General features: G+C 41.3%; 16 protein-coding genes and 8 tRNA genes. 21 read left to right on the top strand and 3 right to left on the bottom strand.

Translation table 11 applies throughout. The features are described from left to right. Nucleotides 1-5 precede the first annotated feature (5 nt). The 19 genes from FR932_RS15270 (at nucleotide 6) to FR932_RS15180 (ending at nucleotide 17791) form a co-directional block, all read left to right on the top strand. The gene (locus FR932_RS15270) at nucleotides 6-3926 is read left to right on the top strand and encodes a pilus assembly protein (protein ID WP_019442302.1); all 3921 of its coding nucleotides are present in this window, start codon (nucleotides 6-8) and stop codon (nucleotides 3924-3926) included. An 11-nt stretch (nucleotides 3927-3937) separates the two neighbouring features. After that, nucleotides 3938-4375, top strand: a complete 438-nt coding sequence (locus tag FR932_RS15265; protein ID WP_019442301.1) for a type IV pilin protein — start codon at nucleotides 3938-3940, stop codon at nucleotides 4373-4375. Between the two features lie 144 nt (nucleotides 4376-4519). Next, nucleotides 4520-4858, top strand: coding sequence for a nitrogen regulatory protein P-II (glnB, locus tag FR932_RS15260; RefSeq protein WP_019442300.1), 339 nt, complete (start codon nucleotides 4520-4522; stop codon nucleotides 4856-4858). Between the two features lie 249 nt (nucleotides 4859-5107). Next, on the top strand, nucleotides 5108-7729 hold the full coding sequence (alaS, locus tag FR932_RS15255; protein WP_019442299.1) for an alanine--tRNA ligase: 2622 nt from the start codon (nucleotides 5108-5110) through the stop codon (nucleotides 7727-7729). Between the two features lie 155 nt (nucleotides 7730-7884). Continuing rightward, nucleotides 7885-9108 carry an aspartate kinase gene (locus FR932_RS15250; RefSeq protein ID WP_019442298.1) on the top strand — a complete coding sequence of 408 codons (1224 nt, stop codon included), beginning with the start codon at nucleotides 7885-7887 and terminating at the stop codon, nucleotides 9106-9108. 119 nt (nucleotides 9109-9227) lie between these two features. Then, on the top strand, nucleotides 9228-9419 hold the full coding sequence (csrA, locus tag FR932_RS15245; RefSeq protein WP_006033372.1) for a carbon storage regulator CsrA: 192 nt from the start codon (nucleotides 9228-9230) through the stop codon (nucleotides 9417-9419). A 203-nt stretch (nucleotides 9420-9622) separates the two neighbouring features. After that, nucleotides 9623-9714, top strand: a tRNA-Ser gene (locus FR932_RS15240). An 84-nt stretch (nucleotides 9715-9798) separates the two neighbouring features. Next, a tRNA-Arg gene (locus FR932_RS15235) sits at nucleotides 9799-9875 on the top strand. A 90-nt stretch (nucleotides 9876-9965) separates the two neighbouring features. Then, nucleotides 9966-10042: transfer RNA gene (locus FR932_RS15230), tRNA-Arg, on the top strand. A gap of 40 nt (nucleotides 10043-10082) precedes the next feature. After that, nucleotides 10083-10159, top strand: a tRNA-Arg gene (locus FR932_RS15225). A 49-nt stretch (nucleotides 10160-10208) separates the two neighbouring features. Next, nucleotides 10209-10285 (top strand) — tRNA-Arg (locus FR932_RS15220). Nucleotides 10286-10364: 79 nt separating this feature from the next. Further along, nucleotides 10365-10441, top strand: a tRNA-Arg gene (locus FR932_RS15215). Between the two features lie 24 nt (nucleotides 10442-10465). Continuing rightward, a tRNA-Arg gene (locus FR932_RS15210) sits at nucleotides 10466-10542 on the top strand. A 76-nt stretch (nucleotides 10543-10618) separates the two neighbouring features. Continuing rightward, nucleotides 10619-10710: transfer RNA gene (locus tag FR932_RS15205), tRNA-Ser, on the top strand. Between the two features lie 555 nt (nucleotides 10711-11265). Continuing rightward, a complete protein-coding gene (locus FR932_RS15200) occupies nucleotides 11266-11685 on the top strand; it encodes a YqaA family protein (protein ID WP_019442296.1) in 420 nt (139 codons plus the stop codon). Nucleotides 11686-11749: 64 nt separating this feature from the next. Continuing rightward, complete coding sequence (locus FR932_RS15195) at nucleotides 11750-14659, top strand: M16 family metallopeptidase (RefSeq protein ID WP_019442295.1); 2910 nt, start codon at nucleotides 11750-11752, stop codon at nucleotides 14657-14659. Between the two features lie 87 nt (nucleotides 14660-14746). Then, nucleotides 14747-16339 (top strand): glutamate--cysteine ligase, encoded by a 1593-nt coding sequence (gene gshA / locus FR932_RS15190; RefSeq protein ID WP_019442294.1) that lies wholly within the window; start codon nucleotides 14747-14749, stop codon nucleotides 16337-16339. 247 nt (nucleotides 16340-16586) lie between these two features. Further along, on the top strand, nucleotides 16587-17096 hold the full coding sequence (luxS, locus tag FR932_RS15185) for an S-ribosylhomocysteine lyase (protein WP_019442293.1): 510 nt from the start codon (nucleotides 16587-16589) through the stop codon (nucleotides 17094-17096). Nucleotides 17097-17194: 98 nt separating this feature from the next. Next, nucleotides 17195-17791: a DUF4136 domain-containing protein gene (locus FR932_RS15180; RefSeq protein WP_019442292.1), complete on the top strand. Its 597-nt coding sequence runs from the start codon at nucleotides 17195-17197 to the stop codon at nucleotides 17789-17791. 101 nt (nucleotides 17792-17892) lie between these two features. Here the strand turns inward: FR932_RS15180 and purD are convergent, their stop codons facing one another. The 3 genes from purD to plsY all read right to left on the bottom strand — a co-directional run bounded on the left by purD (nucleotide 17893) and on the right by plsY (nucleotide 21900). Next, nucleotides 17893-19185: a phosphoribosylamine--glycine ligase gene (gene purD / locus FR932_RS15175; RefSeq protein WP_019442291.1), complete on the bottom strand. Its 1293-nt coding sequence runs from the start codon at nucleotides 19183-19185 to the stop codon at nucleotides 17893-17895. 149 nt (nucleotides 19186-19334) lie between these two features. Continuing rightward, nucleotides 19335-20927, bottom strand: coding sequence for a bifunctional phosphoribosylaminoimidazolecarboxamide formyltransferase/IMP cyclohydrolase (purH, locus tag FR932_RS15170; RefSeq protein ID WP_019442290.1), 1593 nt, complete (start codon nucleotides 20925-20927; stop codon nucleotides 19335-19337). Between the two features lie 376 nt (nucleotides 20928-21303). Next, a complete protein-coding gene (plsY, locus tag FR932_RS15165) occupies nucleotides 21304-21900 on the bottom strand; it encodes a glycerol-3-phosphate 1-O-acyltransferase PlsY (protein ID WP_019442289.1) in 597 nt (198 codons plus the stop codon). A 188-nt stretch (nucleotides 21901-22088) separates the two neighbouring features. Between plsY and folB the strand changes: the two genes are divergently transcribed. Next, nucleotides 22089-22457 carry a dihydroneopterin aldolase gene (gene folB / locus FR932_RS15160; RefSeq protein WP_019442288.1) on the top strand — a complete coding sequence of 123 codons (369 nt, stop codon included), beginning with the start codon at nucleotides 22089-22091 and terminating at the stop codon, nucleotides 22455-22457. After that, the gene (gene folK / locus FR932_RS15155) at nucleotides 22457-22963 is read left to right on the top strand and encodes a 2-amino-4-hydroxy-6-hydroxymethyldihydropteridine diphosphokinase (protein WP_019442287.1); all 507 of its coding nucleotides are present in this window, start codon (nucleotides 22457-22459) and stop codon (nucleotides 22961-22963) included. The genes folB and folK overlap by 1 nt, the downstream gene beginning before the upstream one ends. The last annotated feature ends 55 nt before the right edge of the window (nucleotides 22964-23018 follow it).

Here is a 23018-nt window from a genome sequence, read left to right as displayed (position 1 = left end):
GGGCAATGAAAAGGATTTTCAAACAAGCCAGTGTCGCATTACTCGGATTAACAGCCTTTACTGCAGCAGCCGATGAGGGGGAAATTTATACTGTTAATCTAGAAGGGAAACCTCAGGTATTAATTATTCTCGATACATCAGCCCATATGCGCGAAGAGGCTGATTATCCTTATCCTAAATACTATGATCCGCATATTGAGTATCCGCCGACACCAGATACCAATGCTGAAGATATTGTTTATCGTTGGCTCTATGGTGGTGAACAATTTTATTATAATAACAGCGCTACGGCGCAAGGCCTTGAGCATAGTGAGTTACGTAGTATCGCAGCTAAAGCGGTTGATACTTTTACTGGTGGCACGGCATTAACGACTTCAGAACAAGAGAAGTATGATGTTTTTGTTACTACTATTCCGGCTCGAAATAGTAGCAATAAACTCGATTTTTCTAAAATGAATTGTTATTCAGCCGTTGAAGATTTTGAAGGTGACCTCGGGGCGTTTCAAGATTATGTCGCTCAATGGTTACCAGGTCCGGTGAAGTTATTCGATGGCGTAGTAGGGATACCTTATGAGTGGCGTACCATTGGCAGTAAAACGAGTATAGGTAGAAAGTTTGTTGATTGTGACCAAGATATGGCCACTAATGAGAAGCGTAACCCTGGTTATGAGCATAGTGGTGTGATTAAGCCTGAAGAGGTTGATGGGGAAGGTGAGTCAGAGGATGGTTCAGCTGATGGTTATGTCGAAAATCCAGACCGAGAAGGATTTCCATCTAGTGGTCCTGAATATTATTGGAACCCTTACAAAGATTCAGTGCAAGGGCGGTTTAATGGTAATAGCAATAATAAAGCGTATTTATATTCGGATAACTTAGTTAAGTGGGCGGCATTAAAACCGACTAATGGTGATAATATTAAATTATCGAATTTGCAGATAGCTAAAAAAGTGGTGTTAGACATGATGCTCGATACCACAGATCTTAATACTGGCTTAGAAATTTTCAACCCGAATAATGCTATCACTAAACTGAATATTTTAGATAATAATGGTGGTCGGGTTATTTCTAAGATCAGCTCTTATGATCCAGAGGATTATGATCCTAAGACCAATGATTATAAAAGCAAAACAAGTCTGCTGAAAAGCCAAGTAGAAGATATCTTTACCACCAGTATGTCTAAATCAGCACTATGTGAAAGTTTGTACGAAGGTTATCGTTATCTTTATGGTAACAGCGTTTACTTTGGCGATGATGTATATAAAGCCGATCCCGCTAGAGATCTAACCGCAGAAAGCGGTGGTGTATATAACAGCCCAATGGATTGGGTGAATAGTTGTCAAACCGAAGCTTATATCATTATGGTGACCGCGGGTTACCATGACGTGAGTCCACGGGTTGGCGATATTGTACCTTGTGGTGGTATTTTTAATGACTTAATTCGTATTGATGCTTTTGATCATGACAGTGATGCAAACTTGCTAATTGAACGGTTACCGGGGATGTCGGCACTGGATATCAAAGACAAATCAGTGCAGGTTAATGCTGCGGAGAGCAGTTGTGATAAAAATTTGTTGCCGGTACTGTCTGATTGGTTAGCTAATGCTGATATGAATAGCAGCACGAAGGATGTTAAAGAGCGGATCGTTACTTATACTGTTGGCATTGGCGAGTTGCCAGCCGGTAATCGTACGTTATTAGAAAAAACTGCGGAATACGGTGATGGTAAATTTTATAACGCCCTGAATGCCAATGAATTACGGAAAAAGCTGGAGATGGCTTTTGCTGATATTATCGCTAGGCAAAAAGGCGTGACCGCAGCAGTCGGCACATCAATTAATAGCAGTAACTCGACCAAAAGTAATGAGTTTGTTTATTACACTATGTTCCAACCGAATCAGACCAGTAAGTGGAAGGGAAACATCCGTAAATTGAAAGTGACTGATGATGGTCAGTTAAGCGCCTGGACTCAATCTGCCAGCGCTGCCAGCTCTCTAAGCTCGGCAACGTCAGCGGCATTATCAACAGGTGATAGTGTGTTCTTTAATGATGACCTGTACTCAGGCTGGAGTTCAGAACAAGGGTTGAATGATGTTGAGTTAGGCGGTGTAGTCGAGGCATTTAAAAATCGTAAATCAGCTCGAAATATTTATATTTCCAATGTTGATGACACCACTTTGCTTCCCCTGACTAAAGCCAATTTACTCACTGCGTTATCTGTAACAACCGACGCCGATCTAGCTAATGCCCTTGGCGTATCGGAAGATACCTTAACGGCTGCGATTGATTGGTTACAAGGTAAAGATGAAACGGGCGATTTGCGTGATGATATCTTCGGTGATCCTATGCATGCTCAGCCGTTAATAGTGGAGTACCCTGATAACGAATCTGCAGATGTCAAAACCAAAGCGCGTATTTTCATTGGCACCAATGCCGGTTTCTTTCATGCCTTTAAAGATAATGGCCGTAACGTAGAGGAAGAGTGGGCATTTATTCCCAAAGAAAATCTAGCCACCGCGTTAAAGCTTAATTTGCAGGTGACCAGAGCAGAAGAGCGCATATACGGTATTGATAGCAGCGCTGTAGATGCTGAATATCTGGATAATGGTAAAACCAAACATATCATTACCTTTGGCTTACGCCGCGGAGGCAATAAATACTTTTCACTTAATGTAAATCTTGATCCAAATAAATCAAATACCACTGAACCGACATTAAATTGGATCATTGATGCATCAAATACGGATTTCTCTAAACTTGCACAGACTTGGTCAACACCTGTCGTGAGCAAGGTGTTCCGAGGAGATAATATTAGTAATGCTAAACCGGTATTAATATTTGGTGGTGGTTATGATGCATCAAAAGATGATTGTGGTAGTAATAGTACAGCAGTTCCAGCGCAGGCTTGTACTGATTCCAGTGGACAGGCTGTTTATATTATCGATGCGGATGATGGCACTAAATTAAAAGCGTTTGAAAACGGGGTCATAACGGACAGTATTGCCAGTGAGCTAGCGGTCATGGACAGTGACGGCGATGGTTATGCTGATCGTATTTATGCACCGGATACCGCGGGTAATATTTACCGCGTTGATATGCCGAAAATATTTGATGTTAAAACCAACCAATTTACGATGGATACCAGTAAATGGCGGATATTCAAGCTGGCTAGTTTAGGTGGTACTACTGCCGATGACAGACGTTTCTTTAGCGCGCCATCAATCGTCAGAGCGCGAGAGAGCGCTAGTTCTTATGATGGTTTGTTACTGGGCAGTGGCGATATCACCAGCCCAAATTCGAATATTACCGCGCAGAACTATTTCTTTAATATTAAAGATAGCAATATTTATCCGCAAGTTTGGGGCAGTGCTAAAGGTGAACGTGCAGTGCCTGCAACAATTGAGATGAGTAATCTAAATCAAGTAAGTTATGACAGCACAACGGAAAAAGATACCGACACCGTAATTGATTATAAGACTAATAGGCTACATGGTTGGCGCTATATTCTAAACGAAGCAACTGTTGAGGAAGATGGTAAAATATTTAGAGGGGGAGAAAAGTCATTGGGTAACGCCGTGGTGATTAACGGTATCGTGCACTTTAATACCTACTCACCCTTTGCCATTAATTATGTTGTCAAAAACGGTCAATGCGTGGTGAACCAATCGGGCAATAGTCACTATTATCAGGTTAACTTGAATACTGGCACTACAAAATATTACCAAAAACTACCTAATGTAATTGCCAAAGATCTTGCTGTACATGCAGCTTCTAGCGGTGATGCATCGGTATTACGTTTACTTGGTGCCGGTAAAGGCGATACTACAGATGGTAACGGTGACCAAATAACACCAACGGGCACTATCGATACTGAGGTCACGTTGAGTCCACGCCCTATCTACCGTTACTTCAATGAGGCGGTACAGTAGTGATAACTATAATGACAACGAAACAAACCGGCTTTACCCTAGTTGAGCTGATGATCGTCGTGGCAATTGTCGGTATCTTAGCGGGTATTGGTTATCCGTCTTACAGTGCGTATATCATCGATAACAACCGCAACGGTGCGAAAGCGGCGTTGTATAAAGCGCAGTTATTACAAGAACAGTATTATTTAGATAATGGTCAATACGCAACGTCATTAGCCAGTGGCGCGGCTGATACCTTATTTGATGCTGGCTGGCGTGATAGCAGTGACTATTATACCTTTGCATTAGATCCGAGTAGCAGTACCAGTAGCTATACACTGATTGCGACAGTTGCTGCGTCAAGCTCGCAAGCCACAGATTTAGATTGCACTGCATTCACAATTGATCACTTTGGTGTGACTACCTCGTTGAATAGCACAAATACAGTGACAACGGATTGTTGGAGATAGCAAGTTTAGCGATTTCATCGATTTAATTGCTTGTCTGATTGGCAATTTGAATTTGCTTCGGTATGCTAGAGTTATCTTTAGATATTTAAATAGTTATATTTAGGTATGTAAATAGTTATATTTAAGGGCTAACAGGGACTGAACATGAAAAAAATTGAAGCGATTATTAAACCGTTTAAACTCGATGATGTACGTGAAGCTCTTGCTGAGATCGGTATTACCGGTATGACAGTATCTGAAGTAAAAGGTTTTGGTCGTCAAAAAGGCCACACTGAACTTTACCGTGGTGCGGAATACATGGTTGATTTCCTACCTAAAGTTAAATTAGATTTAATCGTGCAAGATGACGATGTGGACGCATGTATCGAATCTATCGTTGAAACTGCACACACGGGTAAAATCGGCGATGGTAAGATCTTTGTTACAGCCGTTGAACGGGTTATTCGTATTCGTACTGGTGAAGAAAACGAAGAAGCGATTTGATCATTATCAGCGAAATTAACCGCTAATATAATCACGATTTCTAAAAGACACCGAGCATTTATGTTCGGTGTCTTTTTTTTAACTGATAGACCTTGGATTATCGCACTATAAGCGTACATAAATAGCACTTCAACGGCTGCTCTACGTTAGCATTTTGACTCAGTTTGGGTATAATCACTTCATTAACAGATCCGTTTATATTATTTAATCTAAACAATCGCTCATAATTCAAGCACCCAGGACAATTCCATGACAATGTCTACAGCTGAGATCCGCAACGCGTTTCTTGATTATTTTGCCAGTAAAGGGCACAACAAAGGTACAAGTAGCTCACTTGTTCCTGCTAATGATCCAACTTTGTTATTTACAAATGCGGGCATGAACCAATTTAAAGATGTATTCCTTGGTGCAGAACAACGTTCATACACACGTGCAACGACGTCTCAACGTTGTGTACGTGCTGGTGGTAAGCACAATGACTTAGATAACGTAGGTTATACCGCGCGTCACCATACATTCTTTGAAATGTTAGGTAACTTCAGCTTTGGTGATTACTTTAAAGAAGATGCGATCTTATTTGCATGGGAGTTCTTAACTAAAGAATTGAAACTACCAAAAGAAAAACTACTGGTTACTGTTTACGAAAGCGATGATGAAGCATTTTCATTCTGGGCTGACAAAGTAGGCGTACCAGTAGACAAAATCATCCGCATCGGTGATAAATCACCAGAGAAAAAATTTGAGTCAGATAACTTCTGGTCAATGGGTGATACCGGTCCATGTGGTCCGTGTTCTGAAATATTCTACGATCATGGCGAAGATATTTGGGGCGGCGTTCCGGGTTCTCCTGAAGAAGACGGCGACCGTTTCATCGAGATCTGGAACTTAGTATTCATGCAGTTCAACCGTCAAGCAGACGGCACTATGCTTGAGTTACCAAAACCATCTGTTGATACTGGTATGGGTCTTGAACGTATTTCTGCAATTATGCAAAACGTCCACTCAAACTACGAAATCGATATCTTCCAAAGCTTAATTAAGCACGTAGCTGAGCTTATCGGTACGACTGATTTAGAAAACAAATCACTCCGCGTTATTGCCGATCACATTCGTGCATGTAGCTTCCTGATCTCTGACGGTGTTATGCCATCAAATGAAGGTCGTGGTTATGTACTACGTCGTATTATCCGTCGTGCTGTACGCCACGGTAATAAGTTAGGCGCTAAAGGCCCATTCTTCAACAAACTTGTTGCTAAGATGGTTGAGCTGATGGGTGACATTTCTGAAGATTTAGTAAAACAACAAGCGATTGTTGAAAAAATCTTACTTATCGAAGAAGAGCAGTTTGGTAAAACTCTTGAACGTGGTCTGAATATTCTAGACAACGAACTGTCACAACTTGACGGTAAAGTTGTTCCGGGTGACGTGGTATTTAAACTATATGACACATATGGCTTCCCATCAGATTTAACCGCTGACATCGCGCGTGAACGTGAGTTAACGATTGATGAAGACGGCTTTAAAGCAGCGATGGAAGAACAGCGTAATCGTGCACGTCAAGGTTCTAACTTTGGTACTGATTACAATGATATGCTGAAAATCGATGCTGATACTGAATTCTTAGGTTATCAAACGCTTACATCTGATGCGCAAATCGTGGCATTAATCAGAGACAACGCTGAAGTGGAAATCTTAAATGATGGCCAAGAAGGCGCTATCGTTTTAAATAAAACACCATTTTACGCAGAAGCGGGTGGCCAATCTGGTGACCAAGGTGTGATCAAAATTGGTGATGCGGTATTTATCGTGACAGATACTAAGAAAGCGGGCAACGCAGTTGTTCACTTCGGCTCTGTTTCAGGTGTTATCGAAGTTAATAACCAAGTTATTGCCGATGTTGACGTTAGTCGCCGTAAAGCGATTGGCCTTAACCACTCAGTAACTCACTTAGCACACGCAGCGTTACGTAAAGTGGTTGGTGAAAATGTACAACAGAAAGGTTCATTAGTATTACCTGAACGTTTACGTTTCGATTTCTCACATTTTGAAGGTGTAACAGCGGCACAACTACTTGAAGTTGAACGTCTTGTTAATGCACAAATTCGTGCTAACCACGAAGTTGTGACTGAAGTGATGGATATTGATGCCGCGCGTGAAGCGGGGGCAATGGCATTGTTCGGCGAGAAATACGATGACGAAGTGCGCGTAGTACGTATGGGTGACTTCTCAATCGAATTATGTGGTGGTACGCATGTTAAGCGTACGGGTGATATTGGTTTCTTCAAGATCTTATCTGAGAGCGGTATTGCTGCTGGTGTACGTCGTGTTGAAGCGGTAACTGGTGATTCTGCATTGGCATATGTGCATGACCTTGTAGCTAAAATGCAAGAAACTGCAGGTTTAGTGAAAGCGGATCAAAATACATTGGCAGCGAAAGTTGGCCAAGTATTAGACCGTAACCGTAGCCTAGAAAAAGAAGTTGAAAAGTTAAACGTACAAGTAGCAAGTGCTGCGAATGCTAACTTGATCGACCAGGTACAAGTGATTAATGGTGTTAAAGTACTTGTTGCTAACTTAAAAGGTGCAGATCCGAAGTCGCTACGTAGCTCGATGGATGAACTGAAGAACAAACTGCAAAGCGGTATTATTGTTCTGGGTATTCCAGGCGAAGGCAAAGTTAACTTAATTACCGGTGTGACTAAAGACTTAATCGGCAAAGTGAAAGCGGGTGAGCTAGTGAGCTTCCTTGCTGTTCAGGTTGGCGGTAAAGGCGGTGGTCGTCCTGATATGGCACAAGCGGGTGGTTCAAACCCTGAAGCACTTGCTGGCGCTCTTGAGTCAGTAACGCCTTGGTTAACTGAAAAGCTATAAGCAGTAATAGAAATAATAAATCAGTATATTAGTGGGTAACTTAATTGGTACTCACTAAGTTTAAATAAACAGTGTTATGGCAAGTTGTTGGCTAACCAACGATGCGTTCTGAACACAGGCGGTGATAAATTACAGGTTATTAAAGGAAGTTTGTTGTGGCGTTGTATGTACAAAAATATGGTGGCACTTCAGTTGGCTCTATTGAGCGAATCGAAGCTGTTGCTCAGCGAGTGAAAAAGTCTCGTGAACAGGGAAATCAAATAGTTGTGGTTGTATCAGCAATGTCAGGGGAAACAAATCGTTTACTCGGCATGGCGAAAGAGCTCGATGAGCATGCAGACCGCAGAGAAATGGATGTATTAATTTCAACTGGCGAACAGGTGACGATTGCATTGTTAACCATTGCCCTGCAAAAAGCAGGTGTCGATGCGATATCAATGACAGGTGACCAAGTTCAAATGAAAACGGATAACAGCCATGGTAAGGCTCGCATCAAAACAGTTGAAACAGACAACTTACAACGTCATCTAGATGCAGGTAAAGTGGTCGTAGTCGCAGGTTTCCAAGGGCGTGATGAAGATAATAACATCACTACATTGGGGCGTGGCGGCTCGGACACGACTGCAGTGGCTATTGCTGCTGTACTGAAAGCTGATGAATGTCAGATTTACACTGACGTAAATGGCGTCTATACCACCGACCCCCGGGTTGAACCGCGCGCACGGAAATTAGATTGCATCACTTTTGAAGAGATGCTTGAAATGGCGAGCTTAGGTGCCAAAGTTTTACAAATTCGCTCAGTCGAGTTTGCAGGGAAATATAATGTACCTTTACGTGTACTATCTTCATTTGAAGAGGGTGAAGGGACATTGATTACTTACGAGGACGTAAAAAAAATGGAATCAGCAATCATATCTGGCATTGCGTTTAATCGCGATGAAGCAAGTTTAACAATATCAGGAATTCCTGATGAGCCTTTAGTAGCAGCAAATATCCTTACGCCAATTGGCGATGCAGGCATTGATGTTGACGTTATCGTCCAAAATGCCCATGGTAAAGACGGCCTTGTTGATTTTACCTTTACAGTTCATCGTGACGATTACCAAGCTGCGAAAGCACTGCTGGAAAAGACTTGCGAAGAATTATCCGGAAAAAATGTGCAAGGTAACGATCGTATTGCTAAAATTTCTATTGTAGGTGTCGGTATGTGGAATCATCCCGGTGTTGCTAAAACAATGTTTGAAGTGTTAGGCAGTGAAGGGATCAATATGCAATTGATTTCTACCTCTGAAATTAAGATCTCAGTGATCGTTGATGAAAAATATCTAGAGCTTGGCGTACGTGCTCTGCACGCTGCATTCAACTTGGATGCTGCTTAAACTGAGTGAATAAACAACAAATTAAGTCTTATTTATTCTTTTCTTGTTTTACATTGAAGCTTTTAATAGAATAATAATCGGCTTAACAAAATATAATGAATTAGTTGAGGAATAAATTAATGCTAATATTGACACGCCGAGTTGGCGAAACACTTATGATTGGTGATGAAGTTACAGTTACCGTTCTAGGTGTGAAAGGAAATCAAGTTCGTATCGGTGTTAATGCGCCTAAAGAAGTATCTGTTCACCGTGAAGAGATCTACATGCGAATTCAAGCAGAAAAAGGCGAAAGCCCTGAAGGCAACTTCTAAATTAAAATAATGAAAATTATTACAGATTGGGTTTAGCGACGGCTAAGCCCTTTTTTTTATCTGTTTTTTGAGTGATTTGGGACTTTAATCCCGCTTTTGCTGCAATAGTAGGTTTGTTGTTTGAAACTTAAACAGTTATTGATCTGTAGATAATTAACGTTTGACTTATTTTCCAGTACCCGTATTATGAGCGCCAACAACACGGAGAGGTGGCCGAGTGGCCGAAGGCGCTCCCCTGCTAAGGGAGTATGGGCTTTAAATCCCATCGAGGGTTCGAATCCCTCCCTCTCCGCCATTGTTGTCCTAATATCTATCACATATTGAAAAATGTGTTATAGTGTTTTGGTCGGCTTTTTGGTCGTTGTAGAAATAATTGTATGCGGATGTAGCTCAGCTGGATAGAGTACCTGGCTACGAACCAGGCGGTCGGAGGTTCGAATCCTCCCATCCGCACCATTATTTTGATTAGAATTAATTCTAAGTAATTAGTAGAAGTTGAAAACACTTAATCTAGTTATAAAAAATTATAGATTAAACCAAATTTGTGCGGATGTAGCTCAGCTGGATAGAGTACCTGGCTACGAACCAGGCGGTCGGAGGTTCGAATCCTCCCATCCGCACCATTGGCTTTAATTGAAATAAAGAATACCGAATAAATTATGTGCGGATGTAGCTCAGCTGGATAGAGTACCTGGCTACGAACCAGGCGGTCGGAGGTTCGAATCCTCCCATCCGCACCATTTATTCAAATCAACTAGAGATTCTAAACTAGAACAGAACAAACTATGTGCGGATGTAGCTCAGCTGGATAGAGTACCTGGCTACGAACCAGGCGGTCGGAGGTTCGAATCCTCCCATCCGCACCATTTGTTCAAACCACAATTTGATTTTATGGTTTAATTCGTTAAACGGTAAAATAAAACAAGTTCTTAAAATAGAATATGTGCGGATGTAGCTCAGCTGGATAGAGTACCTGGCTACGAACCAGGCGGTCGGAGGTTCGAATCCTCCCATCCGCACCATCTATTTTAAATATAATTTTTTGTGCGGATGTAGCTCAGCTGGATAGAGTACCTGGCTACGAACCAGGCGGTCGGAGGTTCGAATCCTCCCATCCGCACCATTTATTATATTATTATGAATTATTCCGATGTAAGTCTTTACATTGACGACAATTTTCATAATAATAGGGTTTGTGTGGAGAGGTGGCCGAGTGGCCGAAGGCGCTCCCCTGCTAAGGGAGTATGGGCTTTAAATCCCATCGAGGGTTCGAATCCCTCCCTCTCCGCCATTATTAATAAAGAAACCGCTTAATAGCGGTTTTTTTATGCCTAAAATTTAGTGGCCGCTGAGCTTCTATTGCTCAACCTATCTTCTTGTGTCATCTCATTCTATTTTCTAGTATCAACTGCTTTATAGTGTCATCGTTCTATCAGTGTATTAGCTCGTCAGATACATCATCAGGCTTAAAAAAGCGATTGTTATACTAGTCCCGCAGATAATGTAGATAAAGCCTTTTTTACCTTGCTGTATCGTCCAGTTGTTATATTGCAAAAAACCAAACCATAAAATACTCAGTATTAAAGGTAATAGAAAAAATTTAAACATAAACTCCCCAGCACAGCGATTAATCACTGTTTATTGAATTATATAGTGGCTAAACTGTCTTACCACTTTTGGCCAGACTGTTAATTTTGACTGCGTGATTCGATGTAAAGTGTATTGATAAGTACATTGAGCTTGATATTAGCATGCCTAACTTTGATTATACGTCTAACTTCAATATATAGTGTGACTTAATTCGCTTGCTAGACATGCTGTGAGTAAATGAAATTTAGAGGATTAAATGGGTCTTTGGTTATTATTTTTAAGTAGTTTTACGTCTGCGACGATTTTACCTGGTAGTTCGGAAGTATTATTAACCGCGATGTTAGTGGAAGGATCGTGGACACATTGGCAACTTTTCATCATGGCCACGAGTGGTAATGTATTAGGATCTATCCTCACTTTTTATATGGGATATTTCATCTATGCGAAAAAACCTATCGATTTCTCAGCGAATAAACACTATCGTCGAGTGCACGATGCTATTCAGCGTTGGGGCTGGAGTAGTTTGTTATTGAGTTGGTTGCCTATTTTTGGTGATGTTTTTTGTTTACTCGCTGGTTGGTTACGCTTAAACCCAGTGCTTTCGTTTATCGCAATCATGTTTGGTAAAGCAATTCGTTATGCAATTTTAATCTGGTTTATGAGTTCCGTTAGCTAACAACTTTTATATTCGAGTTTCATCTTTAACTTTCATGTTTAAGAGCATGAACAAGGAATTTTTGATGCGTTTTAATGCTTTTTATAGTGCTGTTGCACTGAGATCTACGATGGTCGTTCTAGGCTCGTCGATAATGCTACTGAGCGGTTGTTCATTGCAGGATAAAGAAAGTGATGCCGCCGCACTACCACTTTTACTCCCAGCTGGCATGACACTTGTTGATAAGCAGATGAAAACGCCAGATAGCTTATTAATCCCTTATGAAAAATATAAGCTAAGTAATGGTTTGACTGTGATCTTACATGAAGATGACTCTGACCCTTTAACTTATGTCGACATGACCTATCATGTGGGTTCTGCGCGTGAGGAGTTGGGTAAATCAGGTTTTGCTCATTTTTTTGAACATATGATGTTCCAAGGCAGTAAACATGTTGGCGATCAGCAGCATTTTAAAATTGTGAACGAAGCTGGCGGATCAATGAACGGTAGCACGAATCAAGATCGTACCAATTACTATCAAACGGTGCCAGCTAACCAGCTAGAAAAAATGCTCTGGTTAGAATCTGATCGTATGGGCTTTTTACTTGATGCGGTCGATCAGCGTAAATTTGAAATCCAACGGGCAACGGTTAAAAATGAGCGCTCACAACGTGTCGATAATCGCCCTTATGGCTTACTCGGTGAGCGTGTTGGTGAAGCGTTATATCCACGAGAACACCCTTATGCTTGGCAACCGATTGGCTATGTTGAAGATTTAGATCGTGTTGATGTGAATGATTTAAAACAATTTTTCTTACGCTGGTATGGGCCGAATAACGCGACACTCACCATCGCGGGAAAATTTGATAAAGCGGATACCTTAGATTGGGTGAATAAGTATTTTGCTACTATTCCTGAAGGACCTGAGGTTAAAGACGTTGACCCAGTTCCTGTTAGTCTTGATAAAGATCGTTATATCACACTGGAAGATAACGTGCCTCAGCCAATGCTGTATCTCAGTTACCCAACTGTGTATATGGGGCATAAAGATGAAGCGCCATTAGATCTCTTTGCTTACGCCTTAGGCGGTGGTAAAAATTCGGTGTTATATAAAGATCTTGTCGAAACGGGTTACGCTACCAATGTTGCGGCTTATCATAGCTGCAGTGAGCTAAGCTGTACCTTTGATATTTATACGCAACCTAACCCTGCAAAAGGCATGGAACTTGCGCCATTACTGGATAAGATCAATGGGTCGATTAAAAAGTTAGCAGAACAAGGTATTGCGGATTCTGAAGTTACGCGATTACGTTCAATTATCGAAAGTTCAACGATATTTGGTATGCAGAGTGTGGCAGGTAAAGCCAAGGAGCTAGCATTAGGGGAAACCTTAATGAACGATCCTAATTATATAACCAAAGGCTTGGCAGTATTTAATGATATTCAAGCTGAAGAAGGGATCGCAGGTTATAAAAAGTACCTTGAAGACAAACCTAAAGTGATCATGAGTGTGGTACCAAAGGGGAAATTGCAATATATCGCCCACGAGCCGACATTCATCCCTGAGCCGCGTAATATTAATAAACTTGATACTCCAGCAGCTAAAACACTGGCAGTACGCACCACGCAAGACAATTTTGATCGCTCCGTAATGCCGAGTGCGGGGAGTAACCCACAGCAAACCTTACCAGCATTATGGCGTCAAACCTTAGCGAATGATATCCAGGTATTAGGTACCGTATATGATGAAACGCCGACGGTCAGCCTACAGATTAATTTGAAAGGTGGTCGTCGAGTTGAAAGTACTGAGCAGCAAGGGATTGCCAAGTTAACTGCAGCGATGATGAATCAATCTACAGCCCTGCATTCAGCAGCAGAGCTCAATGATCAATTACAATCATTAGGCAGTAGCATTCACTTCTCTGCAGGCCTATATGGTACCGTCATCAGTGTAAATAGCTTGTCTAAGAATTTACCAGCAACATTGGCTATTTTAGAAGAAAAACTCTTTAAACCTGGTTTTGTTGACGCTGATTTTGTACGCATCAAAGCACAAACGCGACAAGCCTCATTACAAAATCAACAGCGTGTAGGTTGGTTAGGTCAATTAGCGACACAACGTATCTTATATGGTGAAGAGCGTGTGACTGGTAATCCTTCTTCTGGTTCGTTAAAAAACCAAGCGAGCTTAACGGCTGACGATGTATTGGCTTATTATCAGCAGTATTACAATGTCGCTGAAGCTAAAATTGTCGTTGTAGGTGATGTCAGTGAATCTGCGATAACAACCTCGTTAGATTTCTTACAGCAAGGCGCACATTTACCTGCTGTGACTTATCCTACGTTAGTCGATGCCCCATTGTGGCAGCCACATACCTTGTATATTGTTGATAAGCCGGATGCTGTACAATCTGTGGTTAAAGTTGTATCACCTGCTATTCCTTATGATGTCACTGGTAATTTCTTTAAAGCTAATTTGATGAACTTTAATTTAGGCGGTAATTTTAATAGTCGCTTAAATCAGAATTTGCGTGAAGACAAGGGGTATACTTATGGAGCGACAACAGGATTTTATGCGGATCGTGAATACGGCTACTTCTCTGCTTCAGCAGATGTGCGTGCCGAAGTGACTGGTGATGCAATACAAGAAACATTAACAGAATTAAAAGGTTATGTTGACGATGGTATTACGGATACTGAACTAGAGTACATGAAGAGTGCGGTTTCACAGCAAGAAGCATTGTCTTATGAAACCCCAGGGCAAAAGTCTAATTTCTTAATGCAGTTGCTATTATTAGATTTATCGCCTGATTTTGTTGAGCAACAAGCTAAAATTATCCAAACGATGAATAAGTCTGAAATTCAGGCATTAGCAAAGACTTACTTATCGAGCGATCAATTTTCTGTTATTGTGGTTGGAGATCGTCAGTTGATTGAAAAGCAGGTGAAAGATTTTGGTTTCGATATTAAAATATTCGACCTGTTAGATAAATAATAGACCTTCAGTTACCCTTAAAGATAGTCTCACAGAGAGTGCTATCTTTAAGGTGCTACTTTTATATAGTTCATTGGTGGATTTAATTTGAACGTTACATTTGAATCTCTGATCTCGACATTATCAGAGCCAAGCAATATACAGTCCCTAAACGGCATTGCTCGCGGTATTGAACGTGAGTGTTTACGCGTAAATGAAGCCGGAGATTTATCTCAGAGCGATCATCCCGCAGCGTTTGGTTCGGCGTTAAGTCATCAGCACATTACCACAGACTATTCTGAAAGCTTATTGGAATTCATTACACCTGTTAGCGATAGTGCGGCAACAGCGCAACAGCAGCTGAGTGATATTCACCGCCATGTGGCTAAAAACATGGATGGCGAGTTATTCTGGCCTTCAAGCATGCCTTGTCAGGTTAATGATGAAAACGATATACCGCTCGCGAAATACGGTTCATCGAATACCGGTAAAATGAAGCATACATACCGCATTGGTTTAAAACACCGTTATGGTAGCAGTATGCAGATTATTTCTGGCTTGCATTATAATGTGTCATTACCAATGGCACTATGGGAAAAGTTGTACGATATCAAAGGTGCAACTGGCGAGTTACAAGACTTTATTTCGCATAGTTATATGGGGCTGATCCGTAACTTTTATCGCTTTGGTTGGCTAGTACCTTATCTATTTGGTGCATCACCGGCGTTAAACCGTTCGTTTTTACCTACTGAAAAGCAAAAGTCGTTTTCATCATTAGGTGAGAATACGATATACATGCCACATGCAACGTCATTACGCATGAGTGATATGGGTTATACCAATAATGCGCAAGACGATTTAGTTATTTGCCATAATACGTTAGACCAATATACAGATAGTTTGAAAAAAGCGATTAAAACCAAAGCGCCAGAATTTGCGGATATTGGTATTAAGGTGAATGGTGAGTACCGTCAGTTGAATGACAATGTGCTACAAATCGAAAATGAATTGTATGCACCTATTCGCCCTAAACGCGTAGCTAAATCAAGTGAAAAACCGTCTGAAGCACTTGCTGCTCGTGGTATTGAATACATTGAGATTCGTTCTTTGGATGTCAATCCATTTACAGCTACGGGTATCACGACTGCGCAAATGTCAGTATTAGATAGCTTATTAGTTTGGATGGTGTTGCAACCCTCTGCACCGATGACGGCTGAAGAAATGGCTGTATGCCGTGACAACAGTACGAAAGTAGTGATGGAAGGGCGTAAACCTGGTTTAACATTAATGTTAGATGATAAGCCTCAAGCACTGACTGATGCTGCGACTTATATTCTTGCTGAAGTACAGCAGGTTGCACAGTTATTAGATGGTGCCGAGTTAGCGACGAATACCGCGGCGAGTCATTTCGCAGATGCTGTTACTGCTCAACAAGTATTAATTAATACCCCTGATGCATTATTATCAGGTCAGGTACTTGCAGCAATGAAAGCACAAGGTTTGGAGCATAATGATTTCATTTTAAATTTAGCGAATAAATATAAAATGGAATTGGTTGCGACAGATTATGAGCATTGGGATGAAGCTTACTTCAACCAGGTGCAGCGTGATTCCGTTGCACAGCAACAGCAAATAGAAGCCGCTGATACGGTTGATTTTGATGCGTTTTTAGCTGACTATTTTTCTAATACTAAAAAATAGATAAAAAAAAGGAGCCTAAATAGGGCTCCAAAAAATGAAAAAACAACTCTTGCACTTAATCTGACTACAGGATGTAGTTATGGTTCATAAATAATTGTAAAAGTTGAAAAATAGATAAAAAAAAGGAGCCTAAATAGGGCTCCCAAAAAATGAAAAAACAACTCTTGCACCTAATCTGACTACAGCATTAAGCAATGGTTCATAAAATTATTATTGTTTATTAAATTATTTCAACGGAGTGTTAATAATGCCATTACTGGATAGTTTTACGGTCGACCATACCATCATGAATGCACCTGCAGTGCGTATCGCTAAGACAATGGCGACGCCAAGCAAAGATACTATAACTGTCTTTGACCTGCGTTTCTGTGTACCAAATAAAGAGATTTTAAGTGAGAAAGGTATTCATACCTTAGAGCATCTTTATGCTGGTTTTATGCGTGATCACCTTAATTCAGCAACGGTTGAGATTATTGATCTGTCGCCAATGGGCTGTCGCACTGGTTTTTACATGAGTTTGATTGGCGCACCTACAGAGCAACAAGTTGCTGATGCTTGGTTAGCGGCGATGAAAGATGTATTAACAGTAAAAGATCAAAATGCTATTCCTGAATTAAACGAATATCAATGTGGTACTTACCAGATGCATTCGTTAGATGAAGCGAAGCAAATTGCACAGGCGATTGTAGCGGCAGGTATTGGCGTGAACCAAAATGATGATTTGTTGTTAGCGGATGAAATTCTAAATAAATTATAATAGTCACCGATTTTTAATCTTAAAATCATACTATGAAAGGCGGCGATTGAGTCGCCTTTTTTATTTCATTAACCCTGGATGTGAAAATAGGAGTGTTTATGAAAACTCGATATTTGATGAATAAAAAAGGTTACTTGGTAGCCTTGTTTAGTTTGGCGCTAACAGCGTGTTCAAGCGTTAGTGTGAGCACTGATTATGATCAAGAGGCTGACTTTAGCAGATTAAACGGCTTTAATTGGTTGCCTGAATCGGCTGTGGTTGAAAAAGAAAGTGCGTATCTGAATAATCGTATAATGGATGAACGTATAACTAAAGCGATTGATAAGCAATTAGTCGCGCAAGGTTTTAACTTTGCTAGCACGGCTGATTTTTATATCAATTACAGTATTACCGCTGAAAAGAAAACAGATATTCGTACTTACGATAATTATTCTGGTTACGGGCCTAGTTGGGGTTGGGGCGTAGGTTATGGTCACCGTGGTATGTCTTTGAGTGCGCACACAGAAACGCGTATTGATGAATATCAGCAAGGCAGTCTTATTATCGATGTGATTGATCCGAAGAGCTTAGAATTAATTTGGCGTGGTATTGGTAGTAAGCGCCTACCAGAATCGACGGATGCGGCTGAGATGGATAAGTTAGTGGCCGACGTAGTAAAGAGTATTTTGGTGAAATTTCCGCCTAAAGTTAAATAAACAGCGAAATTAAATACCCATTAGGATAGGTAATACAGCAATAAAAATGAGCAGCCTAGGCTGCTCATTTTTTATAAAATTATAACCACATATAATGCGAATTATTTGTTTTTGTTTTCACGAGCAATGGCGCGGTAAGCAATATCGGTACGGTAGAAAGCACCTTGCCATTTGATTTGTGCCGCTAGCTTGTAAGCATTTTCTTGCGCTTCCGTTACTGTGTTACCCAGTGCGGTTGCACAAAGTACACGGCCACCGTTAGTCACGATATTATCGCCTTGTAATGCGGTACCAGCGTGGAAAACTTTGCTTTCTGTTGAGTCAGATTTTGGTAGGCCGCTAATGATGTCGCCTTTTGCGTAATCAGCAGGGTAGCCGCCAGCCGCAATCACAACACCAACTGCTGCACGTTCGTCATAATCAGCTTCTACTGTATCTAGTTTACCTGCGCATGCTGCAAGACAAAGTTCAACAAGATCTGATTTCAAACGCATCATGATAGGTTGTGTTTCTGGATCACCAAAACGACAGTTATATTCAAGTACTTTAGCAGTGCCATCAGGTGCAACCATCAGACCAGCGTAAAGGAAACCTGTGTAGGTATTACCTTCTGCTTTCATGCCATCAACAGTAGGACGAATAACTTCGTTCATTGCAAAATCATGCACAGCTTGTGTTACCACAGGTGCTGGAGAGTAAGCGCCCATGCCACCTGTGTTTGGTCCTTTATCGCCATTATCACGGGCTTTGTGATCTTGGCTTGTTGCTAGCGCCAGGATATTCTCGCCATCAACCATGACAATGAAACTTGCTTCTTCGCCAGTTAGGAATTCTTCGACAACAACACGTGCGCCAGCATCACCAAATTTATTGCCTTCAAGCATATCGTCAATCGCATCGAATGCTTGTGCTTCGGTTTCAGCGATGATCACGCCTTTACCTGCCGCTAGACCGTCTGCTTTAATCACGATAGGGCAGCCCATTTTACTTACATAGGCTTTTGCTGGTGCGATTTCAGTAAAGTTTTGGTATGCCGCTGTTGGTATGTTGTGACGAGCAAAGAAATCTTTCGAGAATGCTTTTGAGCCTTCTAGTTGCGCTGCGCCTTGAGTTGGACCAAAGATAGCTAAACCTTCGGCTTGGAACGCATCAACAACGCCAAGTACTAATGGTACTTCAGGGCCTACAATGGTTAACTCGATGTTGTTTTCTTTTGCGAATGCAACCAATGCTGGAATATCTTCCACTTGGATTGGTACATTTTTACATTTTTTTTCGAGTGAAGAGCCAATATTACCCGGTGCGATAAATACCGTTTCAACATTTTTAGACTGAGCCGCTTTCCAACCTAGGGCGTGTTCACGACCACCGCCACCAATAATTAATACGTTCATAATGCTGTTATTCCTTTTACTTTATGCGCTAATCTTGGCGGTACTCTAAGATACTTAACAAGATTTATAATTGAATGAGAGCAGTACAGTAAGCGCAGTGTGTGTCATCACGCTTACTGTATTTTAACTTATGTGCACTGCCTAAAGGCTTAGTGACGGAAGTGACGCATGCCTGTGAAGATCATGGTCATACCGTGTTCGTTAGCCGCATCGATAATTTCATTATCACGGATTGAACCACCTGGTTGGATAACACATTTAATGCCCGCCGCCGCTGCAGCATCAATGCCGTCACGGAATGGGAAGAATGCATCAGATGCCATGACTGAACCTTCAACAACTAGACCTTCGTCAGCTGCTTTGATACCCGCAATTTTAGCACTGTAAACACGGCTCATTTGGCCTGCTCCAACACCCACTGTTACGCCGTCTTTAGCGTAAACAATCGCGTTTGATTTAACAAACTTTGCTACTTTCCAGCAAAATAGTAGATCAGTCAGTTCTTGCTCTGAAGGTTGACGTTCAGATACCACTGTTAAATCATCTAGGCTGATCATGCCACGGTCACGGTCTTGTACTAATACACCACCGTTAACACGTTTAATGTCGAATTCGCCGTTCTTCGTTGTCCATTCACCACATTCCAGCAAACGTACGTTTTTCTTGGTTGCAACAATCGCACTTGCTTGGGCACTTACTGATGGTGCAATGATCACTTCAGTGAATTGACGGTCAACGATTGCTTGTGCTGTTACTGCGTCAAGTTCACGGTTGAAAGCAATAATGCCACCAAATGCTGACGTTGGGTCAGTTTTAAATGCACTGTCGTAAGCAGTTAAGATATCGTCGCCAATTGCAACACCACATGGGTTTGCATGCTTAACAATAACACAAGCTGGTTTATCAAATTCTTTCACACATTCTAATGCAGAGTCTGTGTCAGCGATGTTGTTGTAAGATAATGCTTTACCTTGTAACTGCTTCGCCGTAGCAACAGATGCTTCAGTGGTGTTTTTCTCAACATAGAATGCGGCTTGTTGGTGGCTGTTTTCACCATAACGCATGTCTTGTTTTTTGATAAACTGAGAGTTAAATGTACGTGGGAATTTTGATTCTTCATCGCCATCAGTGTTGTCACCGTAGCTTGGAACCATAGTACCGAAGTAGTTGGCGATCATACCGTCATAAGCAGCAGTATGCTCAAATGCAGCAATAGCAAGATCGAAACGAGTTTTGTGTGTTAGAGAAGTATCGTTTGCAGACATTTCACTTAATACGCGGTCATAATCGCTAGCGTTCACGACAATCGTTACGTCTTTGTGGTTTTTAGCTGCAGAGCGAACCATTGTTGGACCACCGATGTCGATATTCTCAACGGCGTCAGCAAGGCTGCAATCTGGATTGGCAACTGTGTTGGCAAATGGGTAAAGGTTAACAACTACAATATCAATTGGATTGATACCGTGCTCTGACATGACATCAACATCAATATCACGACGGCCAAGAATGCCACCATGTACTTTTGGATGCAGCGTTTTTACACGACCATCCATCATCTCTGGATGTCCTGTGTAGTCAGAAACTTCTATTACTGGGATGTCATTCTCAGCTAATAACTTAGCTGTACCACCCGTAGATAATAATTCGACACCTTGTTCTACTAGGCCACGAGAAAATTCTACAATACCAGTTTTATCAGACACACTGATAAGTGCACGGCGAATAGGTCGAGCGTTGTCCATTTTACGATTACCTCAAAGTACATTTTTATAGAAGGATGTTTTCGGAAAAGGTCACTGTGGCCTCTTACGGAAACATCCTGCACTATATCCCTTCTATACCTACTGACTTTATGCCGCATGTGCTTGCTAAAGTGTTCTAGATATATAACGTACCGCAGATGGGGGGCATTCTAACTGAAAATTAATTCATTGTGTCGATTTTTTCATAAAAAATTCATCAACAGACTGTTTATATTTTGAATTGAATTAACTAAATACAATCAAGCGCCAAGTTGAGTACAATATTATAGACTGAGTAAGTACAATCACATTTAGTTGACCCATTAGTCAGCTATTACAATCGCTTGCATCAACTTTTAGTAAATTGTCTCTGCGACTATTTTTTCTTTTTGTGCCAAATCTTACTTTCTTCACCACGGAACAAACGCATGATGTTGTCGTAGTGACGTAAAATAATAAGGCAAGATAACATCGCCACTGGCAGGGTATATTGGGCTTTAAATATTAAGGTATAGATCGGGGCGAAGAGCGCGGTAAAAATAGCTGCAGCTGAAGAGTAGCCTGTTACTGCTAAAGATAATAACCAACTTGCGACAATGGATGCACCTAAATCAAAACCAATCGTTAATAGTGCGCCAAAGGCAGTTGCGACCCCTTTACCACCCTGAAAATGGAAGAAAATAGGATAGATATGACCAAGGCAAGCGGCAATGGCGATAAGTCCGAGGTAAAAAGGCGTAATATTAAAATACCAAGCTAACCAGACGGGTAATGCACCCTTGAGCATATCAAAAAAGAGTACTAAACCGGCTGCGAATCTATTGCCTGAACGTAATACGTTGGTTGCACCTGGATTGAGTGAACCGTATTTCCGTGGATCAGGTAAGCGAAATAGTCGGCAAATTAGGATTGCTGAAGAAATGGAACCTAGCAGATAGGCGAAAATGATAAAGATTAAGCTCAATAGGGTCATTACTGATTAATTCTTCTCTAGGTTTGCTGTATTATTGCATGATTATAGCGATTAATAAATTGCGTGCAGCCACAAGGTTGACAATTATGTAGTTTATTATCGATATATATAAAATTGAGAAACCTATCATACGCGTTTTCTATTCGCGAGGGTATCCGACCTCTATCAAGTTTATTACGGACGAGCTCATGGACATTGTATTTATTGAAAAATTGGAAGTTTTTACCACAATCGGTGTATATGATTGGGAGAAAGAGATCATTCAGCGTTTAGTTTTTGATCTGCAGATGGCACATGATAATCGCCCATCAGCACTGACGGATGATATCACCAAAGCATTGGATTATTCAGCCGTCGCGAAAGTGGTTACTGATTTTGCACAAGGCAATATTTTTGAATTAGTTGAGACAATGGCCGAGCAAGTAGCTGAGCTATTAATGACAACCTTTGGTATTCCTTGGATCAGCTTAAAATTGAGTAAACCTGGCGCCGTTGCCAATGCTGCAACCGTTGGTGTCTACATTGAACGTGGTGAACGTGACGGATCGTTAGCGTAATGGCTTTAGTGCATATCGGCGTTGGCAGTAACATTAATAAAGAAGTGAATGTTGCGAACGCTCTGCAAGATCTGGATATCATGTTTGATAATTGTCGTGTTTCATCTATTTTCGAAAGTGCTGCGGTTAATTGTACGGGTGATAACTATTACAATTTAGTGGTGGAGTTTACGACATCGTTATCGATTACTGCATTAATGCAGTGTTTAAAAGATCTTGAAATCACACATGGACGTAAAGCGACGGATCGTCGTTATGCACCTCGAACCTTGGACCTGGATTTATTGTTATTTGATAACGTTATCCAGTCTGAATCGCCAGTTTTACCTCGTCCTGAAATTCTTTATCATGCGTTTGTATTATGGCCGCTTGCGGAGTTAGCGCCGGATCTATGTCACCCAGAATCGGGTATGACGATGGCTGCGTTATGGCGTGACTTTGATAAATCAACCCAGGTATTGGCACTAGCACAGTGGCAATGGCCAGCAATAACTGAGCTAGTTTAAACGATAAGGTACCAATCTCGGTAGGGCGGAGCTGATTAGTATTCGCTTTACAGTT

Source organism: Moritella marina ATCC 15381 (genome assembly GCF_008931805.1).
Classification (GTDB): Bacteria; Pseudomonadota; Gammaproteobacteria; order Enterobacterales; family Moritellaceae; genus Moritella; species Moritella marina.
The sequence above is the reverse complement of the archived record's forward strand: the minus strand, read 5'-3'. Positions and strand labels throughout refer to the sequence as shown.

What these genes read in the sequence shown, in the direction of transcription:
- FR932_RS15265 (WP_019442301.1), top strand. Translation starts at nt 3,938, where the DNA reads ATGACAACGAAACAAACCGGCTTTACCCTAGTTGAGCTGATGATCGTC.
- luxS (WP_019442293.1), top strand. Translation starts at nt 16,587, where the DNA reads ATGCCATTACTGGATAGTTTTACGGTCGACCATACCATCATGAATGCA.
- csrA (WP_006033372.1), top strand. Translation starts at nt 9,228, where the DNA reads ATGCTAATATTGACACGCCGAGTTGGCGAAACACTTATGATTGGTGAT.
- alaS (WP_019442299.1), top strand. Translation starts at nt 5,108, where the DNA reads ATGACAATGTCTACAGCTGAGATCCGCAACGCGTTTCTTGATTATTTT.
- FR932_RS15195 (WP_019442295.1), top strand. Translation starts at nt 11,750, where the DNA reads ATGCGTTTTAATGCTTTTTATAGTGCTGTTGCACTGAGATCTACGATG.
- purH (WP_019442290.1), bottom strand. Translation starts at nt 20,927, where the DNA reads ATGGACAACGCTCGACCTATTCGCCGTGCACTTATCAGTGTGTCTGAT.
- folB (WP_019442288.1), top strand. Translation starts at nt 22,089, where the DNA reads ATGGACATTGTATTTATTGAAAAATTGGAAGTTTTTACCACAATCGGT.
- purD (WP_019442291.1), bottom strand. Translation starts at nt 19,185, where the DNA reads ATGAACGTATTAATTATTGGTGGCGGTGGTCGTGAACACGCCCTAGGT.
- FR932_RS15180 (WP_019442292.1), top strand. Translation starts at nt 17,195, where the DNA reads ATGAAAACTCGATATTTGATGAATAAAAAAGGTTACTTGGTAGCCTTG.
- glnB (WP_019442300.1), top strand. Translation starts at nt 4,520, where the DNA reads ATGAAAAAAATTGAAGCGATTATTAAACCGTTTAAACTCGATGATGTA.
- FR932_RS15200 (WP_019442296.1), top strand. Translation starts at nt 11,266, where the DNA reads ATGGGTCTTTGGTTATTATTTTTAAGTAGTTTTACGTCTGCGACGATT.
- FR932_RS15270 (WP_019442302.1), top strand. Translation starts at nt 6, where the DNA reads ATGAAAAGGATTTTCAAACAAGCCAGTGTCGCATTACTCGGATTAACA.
- plsY (WP_019442289.1), bottom strand. Translation starts at nt 21,900, where the DNA reads ATGACCCTATTGAGCTTAATCTTTATCATTTTCGCCTATCTGCTAGGT.
- folK (WP_019442287.1), top strand. Translation starts at nt 22,457, where the DNA reads ATGGCTTTAGTGCATATCGGCGTTGGCAGTAACATTAATAAAGAAGTG.